At 62.1% G+C, this 14,901-nt stretch carries 17 protein-coding genes; 5 read left to right on the plus strand and 12 right to left on the minus strand.

The genetic code is table 11. The features are described 5' to 3' along the window. Nucleotide 1: 1 nt before the first annotated feature. The 9 genes from PO883_RS16935 to mltG all read right to left on the minus strand — a co-directional run bounded on the left by PO883_RS16935 (nucleotide 2) and on the right by mltG (nucleotide 6,648). Nucleotides 2-250, minus strand: coding sequence for a hypothetical protein (locus PO883_RS16935; protein WP_054262506.1), 249 nt, complete (start codon nucleotides 248-250; stop codon nucleotides 2-4). Between the two features lie 116 nt (nucleotides 251-366). Then, complete coding sequence (locus PO883_RS16940; protein ID WP_289310814.1) at nucleotides 367-1,290, minus strand: methyltransferase domain-containing protein; 924 nt, start codon at nucleotides 1,288-1,290, stop codon at nucleotides 367-369. A 171-nt stretch (nucleotides 1,291-1,461) separates the two neighbouring features. After that, nucleotides 1,462-2,121 carry an ankyrin repeat domain-containing protein gene (locus PO883_RS16945; RefSeq protein ID WP_289310815.1) on the minus strand — a complete coding sequence of 220 codons (660 nt, stop codon included), beginning with the start codon at nucleotides 2,119-2,121 and terminating at the stop codon, nucleotides 1,462-1,464. Nucleotides 2,122-2,216: 95 nt separating this feature from the next. After that, the gene (locus tag PO883_RS16950; RefSeq protein ID WP_289310816.1) at nucleotides 2,217-2,999 is read right to left on the minus strand and encodes a TatD family hydrolase; all 783 of its coding nucleotides are present in this window, start codon (nucleotides 2,997-2,999) and stop codon (nucleotides 2,217-2,219) included. Between the two features lie 16 nt (nucleotides 3,000-3,015). Further along, entirely contained in the window at nucleotides 3,016-3,534 is a 519-nt protein-coding gene (locus PO883_RS16955; protein WP_289310817.1) for a GNAT family N-acetyltransferase, read from the minus strand. Nucleotides 3,535-3,573: 39 nt separating this feature from the next. Continuing rightward, nucleotides 3,574-3,951, minus strand: a complete 378-nt coding sequence (locus PO883_RS16960) for a PilZ domain-containing protein (RefSeq protein ID WP_054262511.1) — start codon at nucleotides 3,949-3,951, stop codon at nucleotides 3,574-3,576. Nucleotides 3,952-3,961: 10 nt separating this feature from the next. After that, nucleotides 3,962-4,999 carry a DNA polymerase III subunit delta' gene (locus PO883_RS16965; RefSeq protein ID WP_289310818.1) on the minus strand — a complete coding sequence of 346 codons (1,038 nt, stop codon included), beginning with the start codon at nucleotides 4,997-4,999 and terminating at the stop codon, nucleotides 3,962-3,964. Between the two features lie 15 nt (nucleotides 5,000-5,014). Next, on the minus strand, nucleotides 5,015-5,653 hold the full coding sequence (tmk, locus tag PO883_RS16970) for a dTMP kinase (RefSeq protein WP_289310819.1): 639 nt from the start codon (nucleotides 5,651-5,653) through the stop codon (nucleotides 5,015-5,017). A gap of 14 nt (nucleotides 5,654-5,667) precedes the next feature. Continuing rightward, nucleotides 5,668-6,648 carry an endolytic transglycosylase MltG gene (gene mltG, locus PO883_RS16975; RefSeq protein ID WP_289310820.1) on the minus strand — a complete coding sequence of 327 codons (981 nt, stop codon included), beginning with the start codon at nucleotides 6,646-6,648 and terminating at the stop codon, nucleotides 5,668-5,670. A 106-nt stretch (nucleotides 6,649-6,754) separates the two neighbouring features. Here mltG and PO883_RS16980 point away from each other — a divergent pair, with 106 nt between their 5' ends. Genes PO883_RS16980 through PO883_RS16990 form a run of 3 tightly spaced genes read left to right on the plus strand, consistent with a single transcriptional unit; the run spans nucleotide 6,755 to nucleotide 8,829 of the window. After that, complete coding sequence (locus tag PO883_RS16980; protein ID WP_289310821.1) at nucleotides 6,755-7,804, plus strand: folate-binding protein YgfZ; 1,050 nt, start codon at nucleotides 6,755-6,757, stop codon at nucleotides 7,802-7,804. A 6-nt stretch (nucleotides 7,805-7,810) separates the two neighbouring features. Beyond that, nucleotides 7,811-8,101, plus strand: a complete 291-nt coding sequence (locus tag PO883_RS16985; RefSeq protein ID WP_289310822.1) for a DUF4936 family protein — start codon at nucleotides 7,811-7,813, stop codon at nucleotides 8,099-8,101. Further along, on the plus strand, nucleotides 8,092-8,829 hold the full coding sequence (locus tag PO883_RS16990) for an NRDE family protein (RefSeq protein WP_289310823.1): 738 nt from the start codon (nucleotides 8,092-8,094) through the stop codon (nucleotides 8,827-8,829). The genes PO883_RS16985 and PO883_RS16990 overlap by 10 nt, the downstream gene beginning before the upstream one ends. Nucleotides 8,830-9,104: 275 nt before the next feature. Here PO883_RS16990 and PO883_RS16995 read toward each other — a convergent pair whose 3' ends face one another. Both PO883_RS16995 and PO883_RS17000 read right to left on the minus strand, forming a co-directional pair. Beyond that, the gene (locus PO883_RS16995) at nucleotides 9,105-9,920 is read right to left on the minus strand and encodes an ABC transporter substrate-binding protein (protein ID WP_289310824.1); all 816 of its coding nucleotides are present in this window, start codon (nucleotides 9,918-9,920) and stop codon (nucleotides 9,105-9,107) included. Between the two features lie 411 nt (nucleotides 9,921-10,331). Continuing rightward, complete coding sequence (locus tag PO883_RS17000; RefSeq protein WP_289310825.1) at nucleotides 10,332-10,844, minus strand: DinB family protein; 513 nt, start codon at nucleotides 10,842-10,844, stop codon at nucleotides 10,332-10,334. A 698-nt stretch (nucleotides 10,845-11,542) separates the two neighbouring features. Here PO883_RS17000 and PO883_RS17005 point away from each other — a divergent pair. After that, nucleotides 11,543-12,676 carry a sensor histidine kinase KdpD gene (locus PO883_RS17005; RefSeq protein ID WP_289310826.1) on the plus strand — a complete coding sequence of 378 codons (1,134 nt, stop codon included), beginning with the start codon at nucleotides 11,543-11,545 and terminating at the stop codon, nucleotides 12,674-12,676. A gap of 200 nt (nucleotides 12,677-12,876) precedes the next feature. Here the strand turns inward: PO883_RS17005 and PO883_RS17010 are convergent, their stop codons facing one another. After that, on the minus strand, nucleotides 12,877-13,323 hold the full coding sequence (locus tag PO883_RS17010) for a hypothetical protein (protein WP_289310827.1): 447 nt from the start codon (nucleotides 13,321-13,323) through the stop codon (nucleotides 12,877-12,879). A 225-nt stretch (nucleotides 13,324-13,548) separates the two neighbouring features. Here PO883_RS17010 and PO883_RS17015 point away from each other — a divergent pair, with 225 nt between their 5' ends. Then, complete coding sequence (locus PO883_RS17015; protein WP_167088160.1) at nucleotides 13,549-14,862, plus strand: HlyD family efflux transporter periplasmic adaptor subunit; 1,314 nt, start codon at nucleotides 13,549-13,551, stop codon at nucleotides 14,860-14,862. Nucleotides 14,863-14,901 lie beyond the last annotated feature (39 nt).

Genomic DNA, 14,901 nt, shown 5'->3' on the forward strand with positions numbered 1-14,901 from the left:
TTTACTGGCCGACGCAGATGATCTTGGTGGCGTACTCGTGGGCGTTGGACTTTTTGTTCGAGGCCCAGTCGATCACTTCCTGGGCTTGCTCGACGGTCATGATGGTGGCTTTTTCCTTGTTCTTGATGAAGGAAACACCCTCGAACTTGCCTTCCTTGCTGCGCATGACTTTGGCGAACACAGGCGGTTTCAGCGCATCATCACTGAGTTTGTTTTGCTGGACGAGGTAACGCTGGTCAATATTTTCCATGGAGCACTTAAATAAACGGTTGAAGCCGCCATTTTACGGGCTCGCCCGCCGCGCGGCAAATCCATCGGCCGGGATGACGGGGCGGCCTGGGCCAGACCGCGCCACGGCGCGCGCCATCAGGCGCAGACCCGGACCCGTTCGACAGTCTCCGGCACCAGCGCGTGCAGCACCTCGACCCGGATCGCCGCTTCGAGCGAGGGAATCGAGCCGCCCGCGCGGTAATGAAAACCGACCTGCAGCACGTCGCCGGCCTTGCATTGCACGCCCTGTTGCAGCGGCAAGGTCATGTAATGGTTCAGCCAATCGATGGTGGCATTTTCTTCGCTCACGACCGCCAGCACGTTCTTGGTGATGAAACGCATGGCGTTGACGACACCGTTCTTCTCGACCAGGAACTTGCCCTCCCACGCGATGCGGGTGTCGAGCGGCTGGCTGAAGTCGAGGATGCTGTACACCGAAGGCGGCGCCAGTTCCACCGTGCCTGGATGAATCACCGTGGTTTCCTGGAACTGCACGATGGGGGCGTAAAACCCTTCGAAATCGTATTCCTGCTGCAAGGGCTGCACCGCCATGATCACCGCTTCCGGCAAGAAGCGCGGCAGCGGGCCGCCAAAGCGCGCCAGGTAGCGCCGCTTGAACGATTCGATCACTTCCACCTGCTTTTCGCGCAGCATGCCGACGTGAATCATTTCGCAGATCACGATATCGACCGGTTCCGGCGGCAGGTATTCGAAGGCGTCCGCATGCACCACCTCGACCTTGTGGCCGTTGGGGTTCATGGACATCATCTTGCGCGCTTCCTTGACCATGTCGGGATTGAATTCGACGCAGTAGACTTTTTCGGCCTTGGCGGCCGCGAACCACGACAGCACGCCGGTGCCGCCGCCGAGTTCCAACACCTTGGCGCCAGGGAAAACCGCGTAATGGATCGCTGACTTGAAACCGTGCATCCGGTTTTGGTCCATCAACATATTGTGGTGATAGTGGACAGGAATGAACTGCCCCAGATAGCAGCTTTCGATTTCGCGTTCGTTCAGCATAATTTTCCCTTTGAATTGGCAGCCAGGCCGTCCTGACCCGGATGCCCTGCGCCCTTGCCTGGCTTGATCAGTACGACATAATCATTATCAACAACATGGATGCTATTCGATGCCGCGAGATAACTCGCTTTTCCGTGCCAGTTCAGCGCTTGCGCGCGCTGCCGGATGCGCTCAAAGCCCCTTGCGGCCCAGGGAAAGATGGGCGTTGATGGCGTCGGCAATGCGCGGCTTGTCGGCGCGCTCGGCGATCTGGGCGGCGGTCAGGCTTTCGTTGTTCTTCAGGGTGGCGTCGGCGCCCTCCCGCATCAGCAGCCGGGCAGCCGCTTCCTGGCCTTCGCGGGCGGCGATCATCAGCGGGGTCAGCTTGCTGGGCGTTTCGGCGTCGATGTAGGCGTAATGGTCGAGCAGGATGCGGACGATCTCGTCGTCGCCGCTGGCGGCCGCGTAGTGCAGCGCCGTCCAGCCGGGATAGGTGACGATCGCGCCCTTGGCCAGCAAGGCCAGCACCGCCGGCTTGTTGCGCTTGAACGCGGCCATCATCAGGGCGCGGTTGCCGTTCGGCGCGGCCCGTTCGAGATCGATGCCGGGCTGGGCCAGCAAGACCTCGATGACGTCATTGGCGCCCTCGCGCAGCGCGAGGATCAGCACGGTCTGGCCGGTAATCGGATCGATCGTGTTGGGCGTGGCGCCGTTTTTCAGCAGTTTCTTCACCATGGACGCGTTGTCCATCTGCGCGGCCACCACGAAGTCGCGCACCGGGTCGGCTGCGGCGTTCGCGCCAGCCATGGCGAGCAAGGCGGCAAGAACAAAACGGATCATCAGGTTGAACATGAAGTTGACTCCCTACAGCCTTGAAAACATTGGGAAAACCGTGCACGCGCCGGAAATTGCGCAGTTACCGAAGCAATGCCAGGTTCAACGCGAACTTAGCTGCGTACCACCTTGAAAAGATTGAAAAAATTGTCGGTCGTCTGCTGCGCCACCGTGGCCAGCGGCACCTCTTTCAAGGCCGACAGGTATTCCGCCACATGGCACACAAAGCCCGGTTCGTTCATCTTGCCCCGGTGCGGCACCGGCGCCAGGTAAGGCGAATCGGTCTCGATCAGGATGCGGTCGAGCGGTACGGCGCGCGCCACGGCTTGCAAATCCTTGGCGCTCTTGAAGGTGACGATGCCTGAAAACGAGATGTAAAACCCCATCGCGATGGCAGCCTCGGCCACTTCCAGTGATTCTGTAAAGCAATGCATGACACCCGCCACGCCGCCCTTGTCGGTCCCCGCACCCTCTTCCTGCATGATGCGGATGGTGTCCGCGCTGGCGGCGCGGGTATGAATAATCAGGGGCTTACGCGTGATTCTTGAAGCGCGGATGTGCACACGAAAACGCTCGCGCTGCCATTCCAGGTCGCCCTGGAGCCGAAAATAGTCGAGACCGGTTTCGCCGATGGCGACGATTTTCGGATGCGCCGACAGTTCGACCAGCTGCTCGACCGAAGGTTCCGGGGTGTCTTCATAATCGGGGTGCACGCCGACCGAGGCGTAGATGTGGGGATATTCCTCGGCCAGGGCCAGCACCTGGGGAAAGTCCGGCAGGTCGACCGACACGCACAGGGCGTGGCTGACCTTGTTCTCGGCCATCTTGACGAGGATCTCGGGCATGCGCGCGGCAAGCTCGGGGAAATTGATATGGCAGTGGGAGTCGATATACATCCCGCCATTGTAAACGCTAGCCGATACGCTTGCCCAGAATGATCAGGTCGCGCTCGATGCCGTCCAGCTTGGCGACCTTGGGCAGATTGGCCCAGGTAGCGAAGCCGAACTTCTTGAACAAGGCCAGGCTTGGCACGTTATGGCCAAAAATGAAGCCGAGCAAGGTGTGCACGGCAATATTCGGCGCGTACGCGATGGCTTGTTCCAGGCAGTAACGCCCGATGCCCTTGCCGCGCCAGCTTTCGGCGATGTAGATCGACAGCTCGGCCGTGCCCGCATAGGCTGGGCGGCCGTAAAAGTCGGAATACGACATCCAGCCGATCACGGCCGGGCTGGCGCTGGCATCGTCGGCCGCATGCAGCACCCACAGCGGACGCCGCTGCGGGTCATGCTCGTCGAACCATGGCTGGCGCGAGGCCACCGAGACCGGCTCGGTATCGGCGGTCACCTCGCGCGAGGCGATGGTCGAATTGTAGATGTCGACGATGACGGGCAAGTCCTCGGGACGGGCAAGGCGGTGAACGAAAGACGGCATACGGCGCACGGTGACAGTCAGGTTAAGGGGGCGCGGGCGCTACAGCGTGTGGGTGGCGCGCGACGAGCGCAGGGCGGCGCCCAGGATCTCTTCGATGCGCAACTTGGCACGCTGGCCGGTTTCGTCATCGGGAAAATGCACGCCGATGCCCTGCGCCTTGTTATTGTTGGCGCCCGCGGGCGTGATCCAGGCGACCTTGCCTGCAATCGGATACTTGTTGGTGTCGTCCATCAGCGCCAGAATCAGGTAAATCTCGTCGCCGATCTTGTACGGCTTCACGGTGGGCACGAACATGCCGCCGTTGCGCAGAAAAGGCATGTACGCGGCATACAGCGCCGCCTTTTCCTTGATGGCAAGCGACAGGACCGAAGGACGCGTGATTTGCGGAGCACTAGGGTCAGTTGGGTTGCCAGACATTAAAATCCTTTCAGGTACAGCATGCAGTGTAATCAAGCAACAAGTCTTCGACAAACAATTTCGGCGACAGCGGATGGTCCGCGATCGCGCGCCGGTCGTTTGCATTTTTCATCGCGCGCAGCAGGTTCGCGGTGTGCACTTTGGCAGCGAGCACGGCGAGTTCCTTCTGGTAACGTGGATAATACCGGATACTACCCGCTAGTTTGTAGGAAAACAGATCGTAAAGCCAGCGCTGCATCCAAGAAACCAACGTCGACAGCGGTGCCTTGCTCAATTTCTCGGCAGTACGCAGCGCGCCATCGACGCTGGGATGCGCCAGGCACTGTAATAATGTTTCCAGATCCTCACGGTTGCCGGTGTCCGATTGGGCCAGCGCGGCCAGCGGCGCGCCGCCCTGCTCGCGCAGCCAGCTGTCGGCATCGGCCAGGCCCTGCTCCTTGAGCCAGGCCAGTGCGGCGGCCTGGTCGGGCATCGGCAGGGCAAACTTGCGGCAGCGCGACAAGATCGTCGGCAGCAGCCGGTCCAGGCTGTTCGACGAGAGCAGGAACACGGTGCCCGGGGGCGGCTCTTCCAGGGTCTTGAGCAAGGCGTTCGAGGCTGGCATGTTCAGCGCTTCGGCCGGATACACCACCACCACCCGCAAGCCCTGGCGGTGGGTCGAGATGTTCATGAAGTCGGCCAGGGCGCGGATTTGCTCGATCTTGATCTCTTTCGACGGTGCCTTGGCCGACTTGGATTTCTTGCCGCCGTCGGTATCGGCCCCCTCCTCGCCCTCGGCCGGCGCTTCGTCTTCCAGCGCCTCCGGACGCACGCGCCGGTAATCGGGATGGTTTTGCTGCGAAAACCAGCCGCAGGAAGCGCAGCTGCCGCAGGCGTGGCCATCCGGACGCACGTTTTCGCACAGCAGCGACTGGGCAAAGGCTTCGATGAAATCAGCCTTGCCGGTGCCGGCGGCGCCATGGAACAGGATCGCGTGCGGCAAGCGCTCGCGCATCAGCTGCAATTGCTGCCACGCGCCCGCCTGCCAGGGATAAATTGTATTGCTCATCGCGGCATTCTTATTTTAATCAATCACTTGCAGCAGTTGTTCGAGGATGCCGCCGAGCGTGGCCTGGATGTCCGCAATCGATTGCGTGGAATCGATGACCACAATTCGATCGGGGAACTGAGCGGCGCGGCGCAGGTATTCATTGCGGCATGCCGCAAAAAAATCCGCTTTTTCCTGCTCGAACTTGTCCAGCGTGCGGGTGGCGTCCAGGCGCGCGCGGGCGACATCGAGCGGCACGTCGAACAGCAGGGTCAGGTCCGGCTGCAGGTGCGGATGCACCCAGTGCTCCAGCGCCTCCATCTTGGCGCGGTCCAGGCCGCGCCCGCCGCCCTGGTAAGCGAAGCTGGCATCGGTGAAACGGTCCGAAATGACCCAGTCGCCGCGTTCGAGTGCGGGCGCAATGACCTGGGCGATATGCTCGCGGCGGCTGGCGAACATCAGCAGCGCCTCGGTTTCCAGGTGCATCTTGTCGTGCAGGAGCATGTCGCGCAGCTTTTCGCCGAGCGCGGTGCCGCCCGGCTCGCGCGAGGAGACCACGCGCTTGCCCAGCGCTTCCAGGGTCGCGGCCACGAAAGCGATGTGGGTGGACTTGCCGGCGCCGTCGATGCCTTCAAAGCTGATGAACTTGCCTCTTGAGGCGGTACTGTCGGTCATGGAACGGGAAACGCCTATCGTTGGTATTGATTCACTGCCCGGTTATGGTCGGACAAATTGCTGGAAAACTGGCTGGTGCCATCCTTGCGCGCCACGAAATACAGGGCGTCGGTCTTGGCCGGCCCCAGCGCCGCCGCCAGCGATTGCACGCCCGGCAAGGCGATCGGGGTCGGCGGCAGGCCGCTGCGCGTATAGGTATTGTAAGGGGTGTCGGTTTCGAGGTCGCGTTTGCGGATATTGCCCGCATATTTGTCGCCCATGCCATAGATCACGGTCGGGTCGGTCTGCAGCATCATGCCGAGCCGCAAGCGGTTCACGAACACGCCGGCGATCATGGCGCGCTCCGACTTTTGGCCGGTTTCCTTTTCGACAATCGAGGCCATGACCAGCGCCTGGTAAGGATTTTCGTAGGGCAAGCTCGGATCGCGCTTTTCCCAGGCGGCACCAAGGCGGCTGATCAGCAAGGCATGCGCCTGCTTGTAGATATGCAAGTCGCTCGATCCCTTGGCGAACAGGTAGGTGTCCGGGAAGAACAAGCCTTCCGCCGCCTTGTAGTCGGTGGTGATCTTGGCCAGCAGTTCGGTGTCGGACAAGTTCGCCGTATCGTGCTTGAGCCCCTTGTTGGCGGCCACCGCCTGGCGCATCTGCCTGAAGGTCCAGCCCTCGATGATGGTCAGCGATTCCTGGGCGAACTCGCCGCGCACCAGCTGGTCGAGCAGCTTGCGCGGCGAGGTACCAGGTTTGAGCTCGTAGGTGCCGGCCTTGATCTTGGAGGCGGTCTGGGTGGCGCGCGCCAGCATCGACAGCATGTAGGGATTGACCGGGGCGCCGGCGTCGGCGATCTGCTGGGCAGCCGCGCCCACGCCGCTGCCGGACTCCACCGTGAACGGAATCGGATCGCCGGACGTGGTGATCGGCTCCTTGGCCCAGTGGAAGAAGTAGGTCATCGCTGCGGTGCACAGCAGGAGCGCCAATATGAGTAATTTTTTGAACAAGACCGTGCTCGATTCCGTGGTTTTCGCCGTTGCCGGCGCGATTTACGCGACATCTCTATAATGAGGCCGTAATGATAAAGCTTAAATCGGGAAATATTTGAAATTTATGAACAACTGGAATGAATATCTCTCGTCGCAGGGCGCCCGCCTCGCGCAAGATGGCAGCGGCCATGTGCCTGACTTCGGCAATTCCCTGGGCGTGGCCGACCTGGCGCCGGGCTTTGTCGCGCCCGTCACCGACCAGGGCCTGATCGCCGTCACGGGTGACGACGCCGCCAGCTTCCTGCACAATCAGCTGACCAACGACGTCGAACACCTCGGCCTGGCCGAGGCGCGCCTGGCGGGCTACTGCACGCCCAAAGGCCGCCTGCAAGCCACGTTCCTGATGTGGCGGACCAGCGAATCGGTCTTCCTGCAGCTGGCGCGCGAGATCCAGCCGGCCCTGCAAAAGCGCCTGTCCATGTTCGTGCTGCGCGCCAAAGCCAAGCTGAGCGATGCCGCTGCCGGCCAGGTGCTGCTCGGCATCGGCGGCGCCGCCGCCCAGGATGCGCTGACGCCCTTGTTCGGCGCGCTGCCGCCAACGCCCTATTCCCGCATCGCGCACCCGCTCGGCACCCTGATCCGCGTGGCCGACGCGTTCGGCAGTGCCCGCTACCAGTGGCTGGCCACGCCCGAGGCGGCCCAGGCGGCCTGGCCGGCGCTGGCCGCCGCGCTGCGTCCGGCCGGTACCGATGCCTGGCGCCTGGCCGACATCCACGCCGGCGTGCCGCAGGTAACGCTCAAGACGCAGGAACAATTCGTCCCGCAAATGGTCAATTTTGAACTGCTGGGCGGCGTCAATTTCAAGAAAGGCTGCTACCCGGGCCAGGAAATCGTCGCCCGCAGCCAGTATCTGGGCAAGCTCAAGCGCCGTACGGCGCTGGCCGCCATCGACGCATTGGCCGCGAGCGGCGAGGAAGTCTTTGCCGTCGGCGACCCCGACCAGCCCTGCGGCATGATCGTCAACAGCGCGCCGAACGGCAGCGGTGGTGTCGATGCGCTGGTGGAAATGAAACTGGCGGCCATCGGGCAAGGCGAAGTACGCCTCGGCTCGGCCAGCGGCGGGCCCCTGCGCTTGCTGCCCATGCCCTACGCGCTCGACGCCCTCGACCTGTAGCCTGCCATGGTCGATCTCTATATTTACTACAAGGTGCGCGACGAGCACGCGCAGCAGCTTGCTCCGCGCGTGCGCGCCATGCAGGGCGCACTGGCCGCCGAAACGGGTGTGGCGGGCACGGTCAAGCGCCGTCCGGGCGCGCAGGATGGGCGCCAGACCTGGATGGAAATCTACCTCGCCACCCCGGACGGGTTCAACAACGCACTGGCGGCCGCGCTTCGGCAAGCCGGCCTGGACCAGTTCACCGATGGCCCGCGCCACACGGAAGTTTTTACGGATATAAGCACATGTGCCTGATTGTTTTTGCATGGCAGGTCGTTCCCGGCGTGCCCCTGATCGCTGCGGCCAACCGCGACGAATTCTATGACCGCCCGACCGCTCCGGCCGGCGTGTGGCCCGAGCATCCGAACATCTATGCCGGGCGCGACCTCAAATTCGGCGGCAGCTGGATGGGCATCACGCAAGATGGCGCCAACGGCCCGCGCTTCGCGGCCCTGACCAATATCCGCGCGCCGGAAGAACGCCGCACCGATGCCCCCTCGCGCGGGGCGCTGGTGGCCAATTATCTGGCGGGCACGATGACGGCCGCCGACTATATCGCGCAGATTGCCGGCGGCAGCGACGCCTACAACGGCTTCAACCTGGTGCTGGGCGACCGGACCGGCATGTACTGGTTCTCCAATCGCGGCGCGAGCGATGCGCGCAACGGGCAGGCGCTGGAACCGGGGATTTACGGCATTTCCAACAGTCTGCTGGACGCGCCGTGGCCGAAAGTCGTGCGCACCAAGGCGCAGTTCGCCAGTCTGTTGTGCCAGGGCGCACCGGAAGACGCGTATTTCGAAATGCTGGCCGATACCACGCGGGCGGCCGACATGCGCTTGCCCGATACCGGCATCGCGCTCGACCTGGAACGCGGGCTGTCGGCGGTGTGCATCGAAATTCCCGGCTACGGCACGCGCACCTCGACCGTGGTCAAGCTGTATGACGACGCACCGGCGGAACTGCACGAGCGCATGCTGGCGTGAACCATCTACTGGAATCACTGCGCCACCTTGATCAGGGACGCGGCCACTTATGTTGACCTGCCGGCTGGACGTATTCATGCGATCGTTGGTCCGCCGCGCACGACAGCGCAGGCATGCAGCGCACGCGGCGGCACCACGGCGATTGTCATACCTGGCACCACGGCGTTTGGTGGACAAAGACGACCCTCTACGTGCTACAGACGAGACCGTGTCCGATTGTCCAACCTGGCACCCGGCGGGCGCTATGGCGTGGCCGGTAATGGCGATGCCGCAGCTTATTTCGCCCCTGGTTTTTCGGCGGCTCCGAGCTCCCTGAAGTAGGCCGCATCGAGTTTGCCGAGATCCATGCCGCGCAGCGCCGCATTGAACGACTGCTGCAGGCCCAGCCCCACTTTCGTGCGCTGGAAGCAGATATGCACCCCCATCTCACCGAGGATCCTGTCGTGAAAAACGACCTGCTCGCGCTGACCCGCGAACTCAGGGGAACTTAACAGCAGGTAACGCAGCACGGCCTTGTCGATGACGATCGCGGGCACCCGCGCCGCCAGCAGTTTCTTGAGATTGAGCAGGTCGCCGCGCGAGAGGTCGGCGCGGATCTTGCCCTTCCTGACCATCGCGTCGAAGGCGGCGCCATTGGCGTAGCCCGCGACCACGCCGATCTTCATGCCTGCCAGGTCACCCACGCTGTGCCAATGCAAGGGCGTGCTCTTCAGATAAGCCAGGCCGACGATGCTGGTGCTGATCGGCGCCGACAAGTGACAATCGCGCGCGCGTTCTTCCGTGTAGTAGGCCGGAAAATAACCAGCGAAGCGGGGATCGTCGTGGCCGAGCTGCACGGTCCTTAGCCACGGAAAATACGCGAAACGCGCGGTATAGCCAAAACGCCCCGCCGCCGTCGCTACCACCGCGCTCGCCGCGCCGTCCAAGGGCAAACGTGCCCCGGTGTAGGGCAACCAGTCTGTGCTCGCCAACAACATCTCGGGCGGTGAAGCGGCCGCCCTGGCGCCGCCCGCGCCGGCGAGCGCGCCCAGGTTCAGCACGCAGCACAGCGGCAATGCCAGCAGGCGAGCAGGAAGTCGGCAAGGCGTCATCGATCGGACTCCGGGTGAGGCGCGGCGGGTTTGTTGTTGCTTGAAACGCAACAGTACTGTCTCGTTACGCGCCGTTATGTCATTTGCTGCAGTGATATTAACATGGGCTGGAGCATGATTGTGCAATGGCAAAGTACCGCAAATAGGCATGCTGGCTAATTCTGCCGTCCTGCGCCGCATGCCAACCGCGTGCTTCTGGCCAAGACTAATTGCAAGCGATGTGATTGTTGATTTGCCAGGACGCCACTGCCGGAGCGCCAAGGCCGGGTCGCCGTTCCTCTGGCGCAGACGACTGCGCATGCATGCATCAAGCGCGGCGCCAACCGGCAATCACGGCGACTGAGCGGGCGGCGGCGGGGCTTGTCCCACAACCGGTTCGGATCGACGCTACGTCCGCGCTGACCTGGCCTGCTAGAGGTATCCCGCACGGCGTTCAGGCTCGGACCGGTGCAAATAGACAGTGAAGACGTCTGGCGGCGGCGGTACCGGCACTTGAGCCATGATGCGCCCAATGGCGCCGCGATGGTAGCCACCGTGGGTGGCGACGTGGGCCAGCATTTCCTCTCGGGACATGAGGCCGTTGGCACCATCGGTGAACCTGATCGGCACACTTTCCGACAGAAGGTCGGGAGCCAAATTCTCAATGTATGCGACGTACCAGCGGTCCGACTCCGTGACCGCGTGGCGCAATTCATCAAACGTGGGGGTTTCCGGCGTGTTGGTTGCCGTGTAGCTGTGTGCAATGCCGGAAAGATGGGCCGCGAAGATGCGATCTACCACGTAGATGTGATTGAGGAGCCGGATGGCAGTATGCAACTCTGCCTGATGGGTCGCAGGGTCGAGTTTCTCGAGCTCAAAGAAGAGCTCCTCGTTCGCCCAGGCTTTGTATTTAAACAGAGAATGAAGAAGGGTTGAAGCACTCATGGCGGGCTGGGTTGCGTGAGTCATGCCAGGCAAATCGAAACAAATGATTAGCCGATGAAAAAATTGTCAAGCGATTTGGCCACGAACAAGCCGCTCGTGCGATACGAGATCGGCCATAGGCGCGCATGTTAACATACAGCCGTTACTGCCGGTCGCCTATATGCCCCCGCCAGGGGCGAGCCCACGTCGATGCTGCACAGCGTGGTCGATGAGCGCAGCGGCGTCTGCGTCGCGTGACATACGCGCGCTGTGCACCCGGGACCCGTACTGCCGCGTCGCCGCGAATCCGCGCGGCGCAAAGCCGGCATCGACGCGCGTTGACGTGGACGGCACCGCCTGCGCGGTGGAACCCGGCCTGGCCGGCGAATCGGGGCTGCTGTAAGGACTGTTCGACAGCGAGCGGCACGTCGCATAGGCCGGGTAAGCGGACCGGCCCCTGTCGTCCCGTCTCCGGCCCGATTCCTGTGGAGCGCTCCCCGGCATTCAACCGTGGCGCCGCTGGCGAGTGGACCGGCCGCATCGGCTCGCTCGCGACGCAAACTGCCGAGCGCCGCACCCACCTGCATGGTACTTGCAAAAGAGATACCAATGGTATTTCGGTGCGCCGATCAGACAGTGCTAAGATAAGTTATCGTCAAGATTGCTCGGCACATCTGCGATGCTTGTCTCAAGCAAGTCTTGAGGCGCGAGGCCTCCTTATGATGCATGATTTTTTGGCGGACAACCGCGACGAATTGACGCGCAGGTGCCGGGTCAAGGTCGGCAAGCGGCCCGGCCGCTCCGCCACCGACGAGCAGTTGGAAGATGGCATTCCGCTCTTCCTCGATCAATTGATCAGCACCTTGCGCATCGAGCAGACGAGCACACCGTTCGACAGCCGCCGCGTGTCCGGACCGGCGGGCGGCGGCGCGGCCTTGTCGGAAGTGAGCGTGTCGGCCGCACGGCATGGCAAGGACCTGCTGGCCTTGGGGCTGAGCGTCGACCAGGTGGTCCACGATTACGGCGACCTGTGCCAGGCGATCACGGACCTTGCCGTGGAATGCGACGCGCCGATCGAAGTGAACGAATTTCGCACATTGAACCGTTGCCTCGACAATGCCATTGCCGAAGCGGTCACCGAATTCGGCTTCCTGAAAGATGCAGTCGCCGCCGATGCGCATGCCTTGGACACGCGCGAAAAGATGGGCTATTTCGCGCATGAGCTGCGCAACCTGCTGGGCACGGCTTCCCTGGCGTTTTCGGCTGCCAAGCAGGGCAACCTGAGCCTGAGCGGCGCCACCGGCAACATCCTCGAACGCAGCCTGACCAGCCTGGAAAAGCTGATCACCACCTCGCTGGAAGATGTCCGGACACTGGGGCAGCGCAATATCGTTCTCGATGCGTTTTCGCTGGCCGAACTGATCACCGAGATCGACGACGCCGCATCGCTGTCGGCGAAAATGCACGGCTGTACATTGCGGGTGGCCCCGGTTGACGCGACGCTCGCCCTGGTCGGGACCCGGGATTTGCTCATTGCGGCGGTGGCCAACCTGCTGCAAAACGCCTTCAAGTTCACCAAGCCCGGCACGGAGATCGTCCTGACGGCCTATGCTTCGGGCAATCGCATCCATATCGACGTGCAGGACGAATGCGGCGGCCTGGGAGCGGGCGTCGCGGAAAACATGTTCTTGCCGTTCAACCAGGGAGGAGTCGACAGGAGCGGCATCGGCCTGGGCTTGACCATCGCAAAACAGAGCATTACCGCCAATGGCGGGCAGTTGACCGTGCGCGATATTCCCTGCAAGGGTTGCGTATTCATGATCAGTCTTCCACGCGACAAGATGCCGACCTAGCAAGCGGCGTTGGCCACGCGTGAGCCGGATCGAGAATCGACGGGCTCACGTGTGTCGGCAAGGTCGAAGGGCTCGGTTTTGCCCTGAGCGCCTGGCCATCCCTTCCCCCGTCATCGTCGCGCGCAGCATGGTGCGGATAGGCGACGGCGCCCTGCATGGGTCCTGGCCGAGAAACGGCTGGAATGCTGTTGCGGCCCATTTTAATGCGATAGGTCGCCGCTTGGGGCGATACTGGTGGCCTCCAATAGCCGATTGCACAGCTCGCTCGCTTTTAGATAATCCAAGGCGTCAATGCTTTCCTCGATCAACGCAAATTCGTCCGGCATCAGTGTGCCGAACGCGTCCTGCAAGCGCCCGAACGCGTCGTCGGCCTTCAGGTCTCCGGCAGCGAGCAATTGCTGCAGTTCCACGGTCCGGGTACGTAGAACCGCGATGTCCAGTGTCGGCGTGAGGGGGGCGCCATTGGCCGCCGGAGCCAGCTGCGCCAGATGCCGCTTGGCCGCCTCGTTAACCCGCTTCGCCAGCAGCCATAATTCATCCAGTTCACGCCACGTGCCGTTGGCTGCCTGCCGCTCCAACAACTGCTCTTCTTTGATGACCATCTCGGCAAGTCGATTCGCACCGATGGTCCCGGCAATACCCTTCATGGTACAAACCGAGCCGCACGTGATCCTAGACCGTGTGGTTTGGTCCACACCACACAGTCGAGTTAGCTGCGGAAGTGCGCACATACGACAAAAAAATTTGAACTTTACTTCAGCGCGTGGCGTCTATATCCACGTTGATGGTCTTGTAGTGCGTGCCTCAAGAGCAAGCTTATCGGCATGTGTGCGCCATGCGACGCGGATCACGCCTTTAATGCTGCTCATCCAATGAGTTGGCAATATCGTGAATGGGAGATTCATGTGGATCTGGTGCCGATACGGGTTGAAGTAATTGAGGCCCGCCGTAGCCGCAAAGCTGGCGCGATCGTGTTGGCCCGCCCAGTGCCGATGCAGGTGGCGGCCGCGTGCGGGGCTCTGATCGTGCTTGCACTTGGACTGCTGCTGGCTTTTGGCGAATACAGCAGCAAGGTGCGAGTGACTGGCCAGCTAATTTATCCAGGCGGCGCTATCAAGGCAGTCGCGCCCCAGTTTGGCCGCATCGTCGCGCGCCACATCAAAGAAGGCGAAGTGGTCAAGGCAGGGCAAGTGCTATTCGACCTGTCGGCCGAGCGGATTGGCGGGGCTGGCTCCATCGATGCGCGCATCGGTGCCTCACTCGCCATGCGCCGCGAACAGATTGCCCTGCACCGTGACGCAACGCTCCAGCAACTGGCGTTGCGTGGCAGTTCCTTGGCCGATCAGCAGCGCCTGCTCAAGGGCGAACTAACAACGCATCTTGGCGCGATCACCATCGGTGACGAACTGGTCAAGAGCGCCCAGACCTCGTACGACCGGCAACACGCCCTTGCCCAACAGGGCTTTGTGTCACCGGCCACCCTTGCGCAGTACAAGAACGCCCTGAATGTCGAGCTGGCCAAACGCAATGCGCTCAAGGTCAACCTCGGCAACGCACGCGGCGCCCTGCTCCAGATACGAAACGAAGCAGAATCACTCGCCGCACGTGAAAGGATCGCCATTACCGAAGCCGAACAAAGTCTTGCCACAATTGAGCAAGAGGCGGCGGAGCACGAAGGACGAAGCATGATACGCGTCTTGGCCCCCTCCGCAGGCGCCATCACAGCATTGGGCTACGACGTGGGGCAGTCCGTGCAGCCAGGAACAGTGCTGGCCACTGTTCTTCCAACCGGCAGCATGCTTGAGGCAAAGCTGCTGATCCCCTCGCAAGCGAAATCGTCGGTGGCTGCGGGACAGCAGGTAAAAATGCGCATTGATGCCTTCCCGTACCAGAAGTACGGCTTGGTAGCCGGAACGATTAAACAGGTCGAACTCAACCCGATCAATGATAGAGCGAGTGCCCCCGACGGTCCCAATACATCCTACGTCCCAATGTATCGCGCAACCGTGACGATGGCGACCAATTCCATGATGATGTACGGCAAGCAGAAACTATTTGAACCTGGGATGACGCTTGAAGCGGATATTTTCAATGATCGCCGGAAGCTGATCGAGTGGCTGGTTGACCCCCTCATCGGCGTTGCAAAGGAGCACACGCCACCCGCAGGACGGGCACAAAGTAAATGAAGTAGCTGAAAATTGGCGCCGCGTTCTGACCAACGCCAA

The organism is Massilia sp. DJPM01 (assembly GCF_030348125.1).
Classification (GTDB): Bacteria; Pseudomonadota; Gammaproteobacteria; order Burkholderiales; family Burkholderiaceae_D; genus Telluria_A; species Telluria_A frigida.

Coding starts and splice junctions, on each gene's coding strand:
- PO883_RS16935 (WP_054262506.1), bottom strand. CDS start 250: ATGGAAAATATTGACCAGCGTTACCTCGTCCAGCAAAACAAACTCAGT.
- PO883_RS16940 (WP_289310814.1), bottom strand. CDS start 1,290: ATGCTGAACGAACGCGAAATCGAAAGCTGCTATCTGGGGCAGTTCATT.
- PO883_RS16945 (WP_289310815.1), bottom strand. CDS start 2,121: ATGTTCAACCTGATGATCCGTTTTGTTCTTGCCGCCTTGCTCGCCATG.
- PO883_RS16950 (WP_289310816.1), bottom strand. CDS start 2,999: ATGTATATCGACTCCCACTGCCATATCAATTTCCCCGAGCTTGCCGCG.
- PO883_RS16955 (WP_289310817.1), bottom strand. CDS start 3,534: ATGCCGTCTTTCGTTCACCGCCTTGCCCGTCCCGAGGACTTGCCCGTC.
- PO883_RS16960 (WP_054262511.1), bottom strand. CDS start 3,951: ATGTCTGGCAACCCAACTGACCCTAGTGCTCCGCAAATCACGCGTCCT.
- PO883_RS16965 (WP_289310818.1), bottom strand. CDS start 4,999: ATGAGCAATACAATTTATCCCTGGCAGGCGGGCGCGTGGCAGCAATTG.
- tmk (WP_289310819.1), bottom strand. CDS start 5,653: ATGACCGACAGTACCGCCTCAAGAGGCAAGTTCATCAGCTTTGAAGGC.
- PO883_RS16980 (WP_289310821.1), top strand. CDS start 6,755: ATGAACAACTGGAATGAATATCTCTCGTCGCAGGGCGCCCGCCTCGCG.
- PO883_RS16985 (WP_289310822.1), top strand. CDS start 7,811: ATGGTCGATCTCTATATTTACTACAAGGTGCGCGACGAGCACGCGCAG.
- PO883_RS16990 (WP_289310823.1), top strand. CDS start 8,092: ATGTGCCTGATTGTTTTTGCATGGCAGGTCGTTCCCGGCGTGCCCCTG.
- PO883_RS16995 (WP_289310824.1), bottom strand. CDS start 9,920: ATGACGCCTTGCCGACTTCCTGCTCGCCTGCTGGCATTGCCGCTGTGC.
- PO883_RS17000 (WP_289310825.1), bottom strand. CDS start 10,844: ATGAGTGCTTCAACCCTTCTTCATTCTCTGTTTAAATACAAAGCCTGG.
- PO883_RS17005 (WP_289310826.1), top strand. CDS start 11,543: ATGATGCATGATTTTTTGGCGGACAACCGCGACGAATTGACGCGCAGG.
- PO883_RS17010 (WP_289310827.1), bottom strand. CDS start 13,323: ATGAAGGGTATTGCCGGGACCATCGGTGCGAATCGACTTGCCGAGATG.
- PO883_RS17015 (WP_167088160.1), top strand. CDS start 13,549: ATGAGTTGGCAATATCGTGAATGGGAGATTCATGTGGATCTGGTGCCG.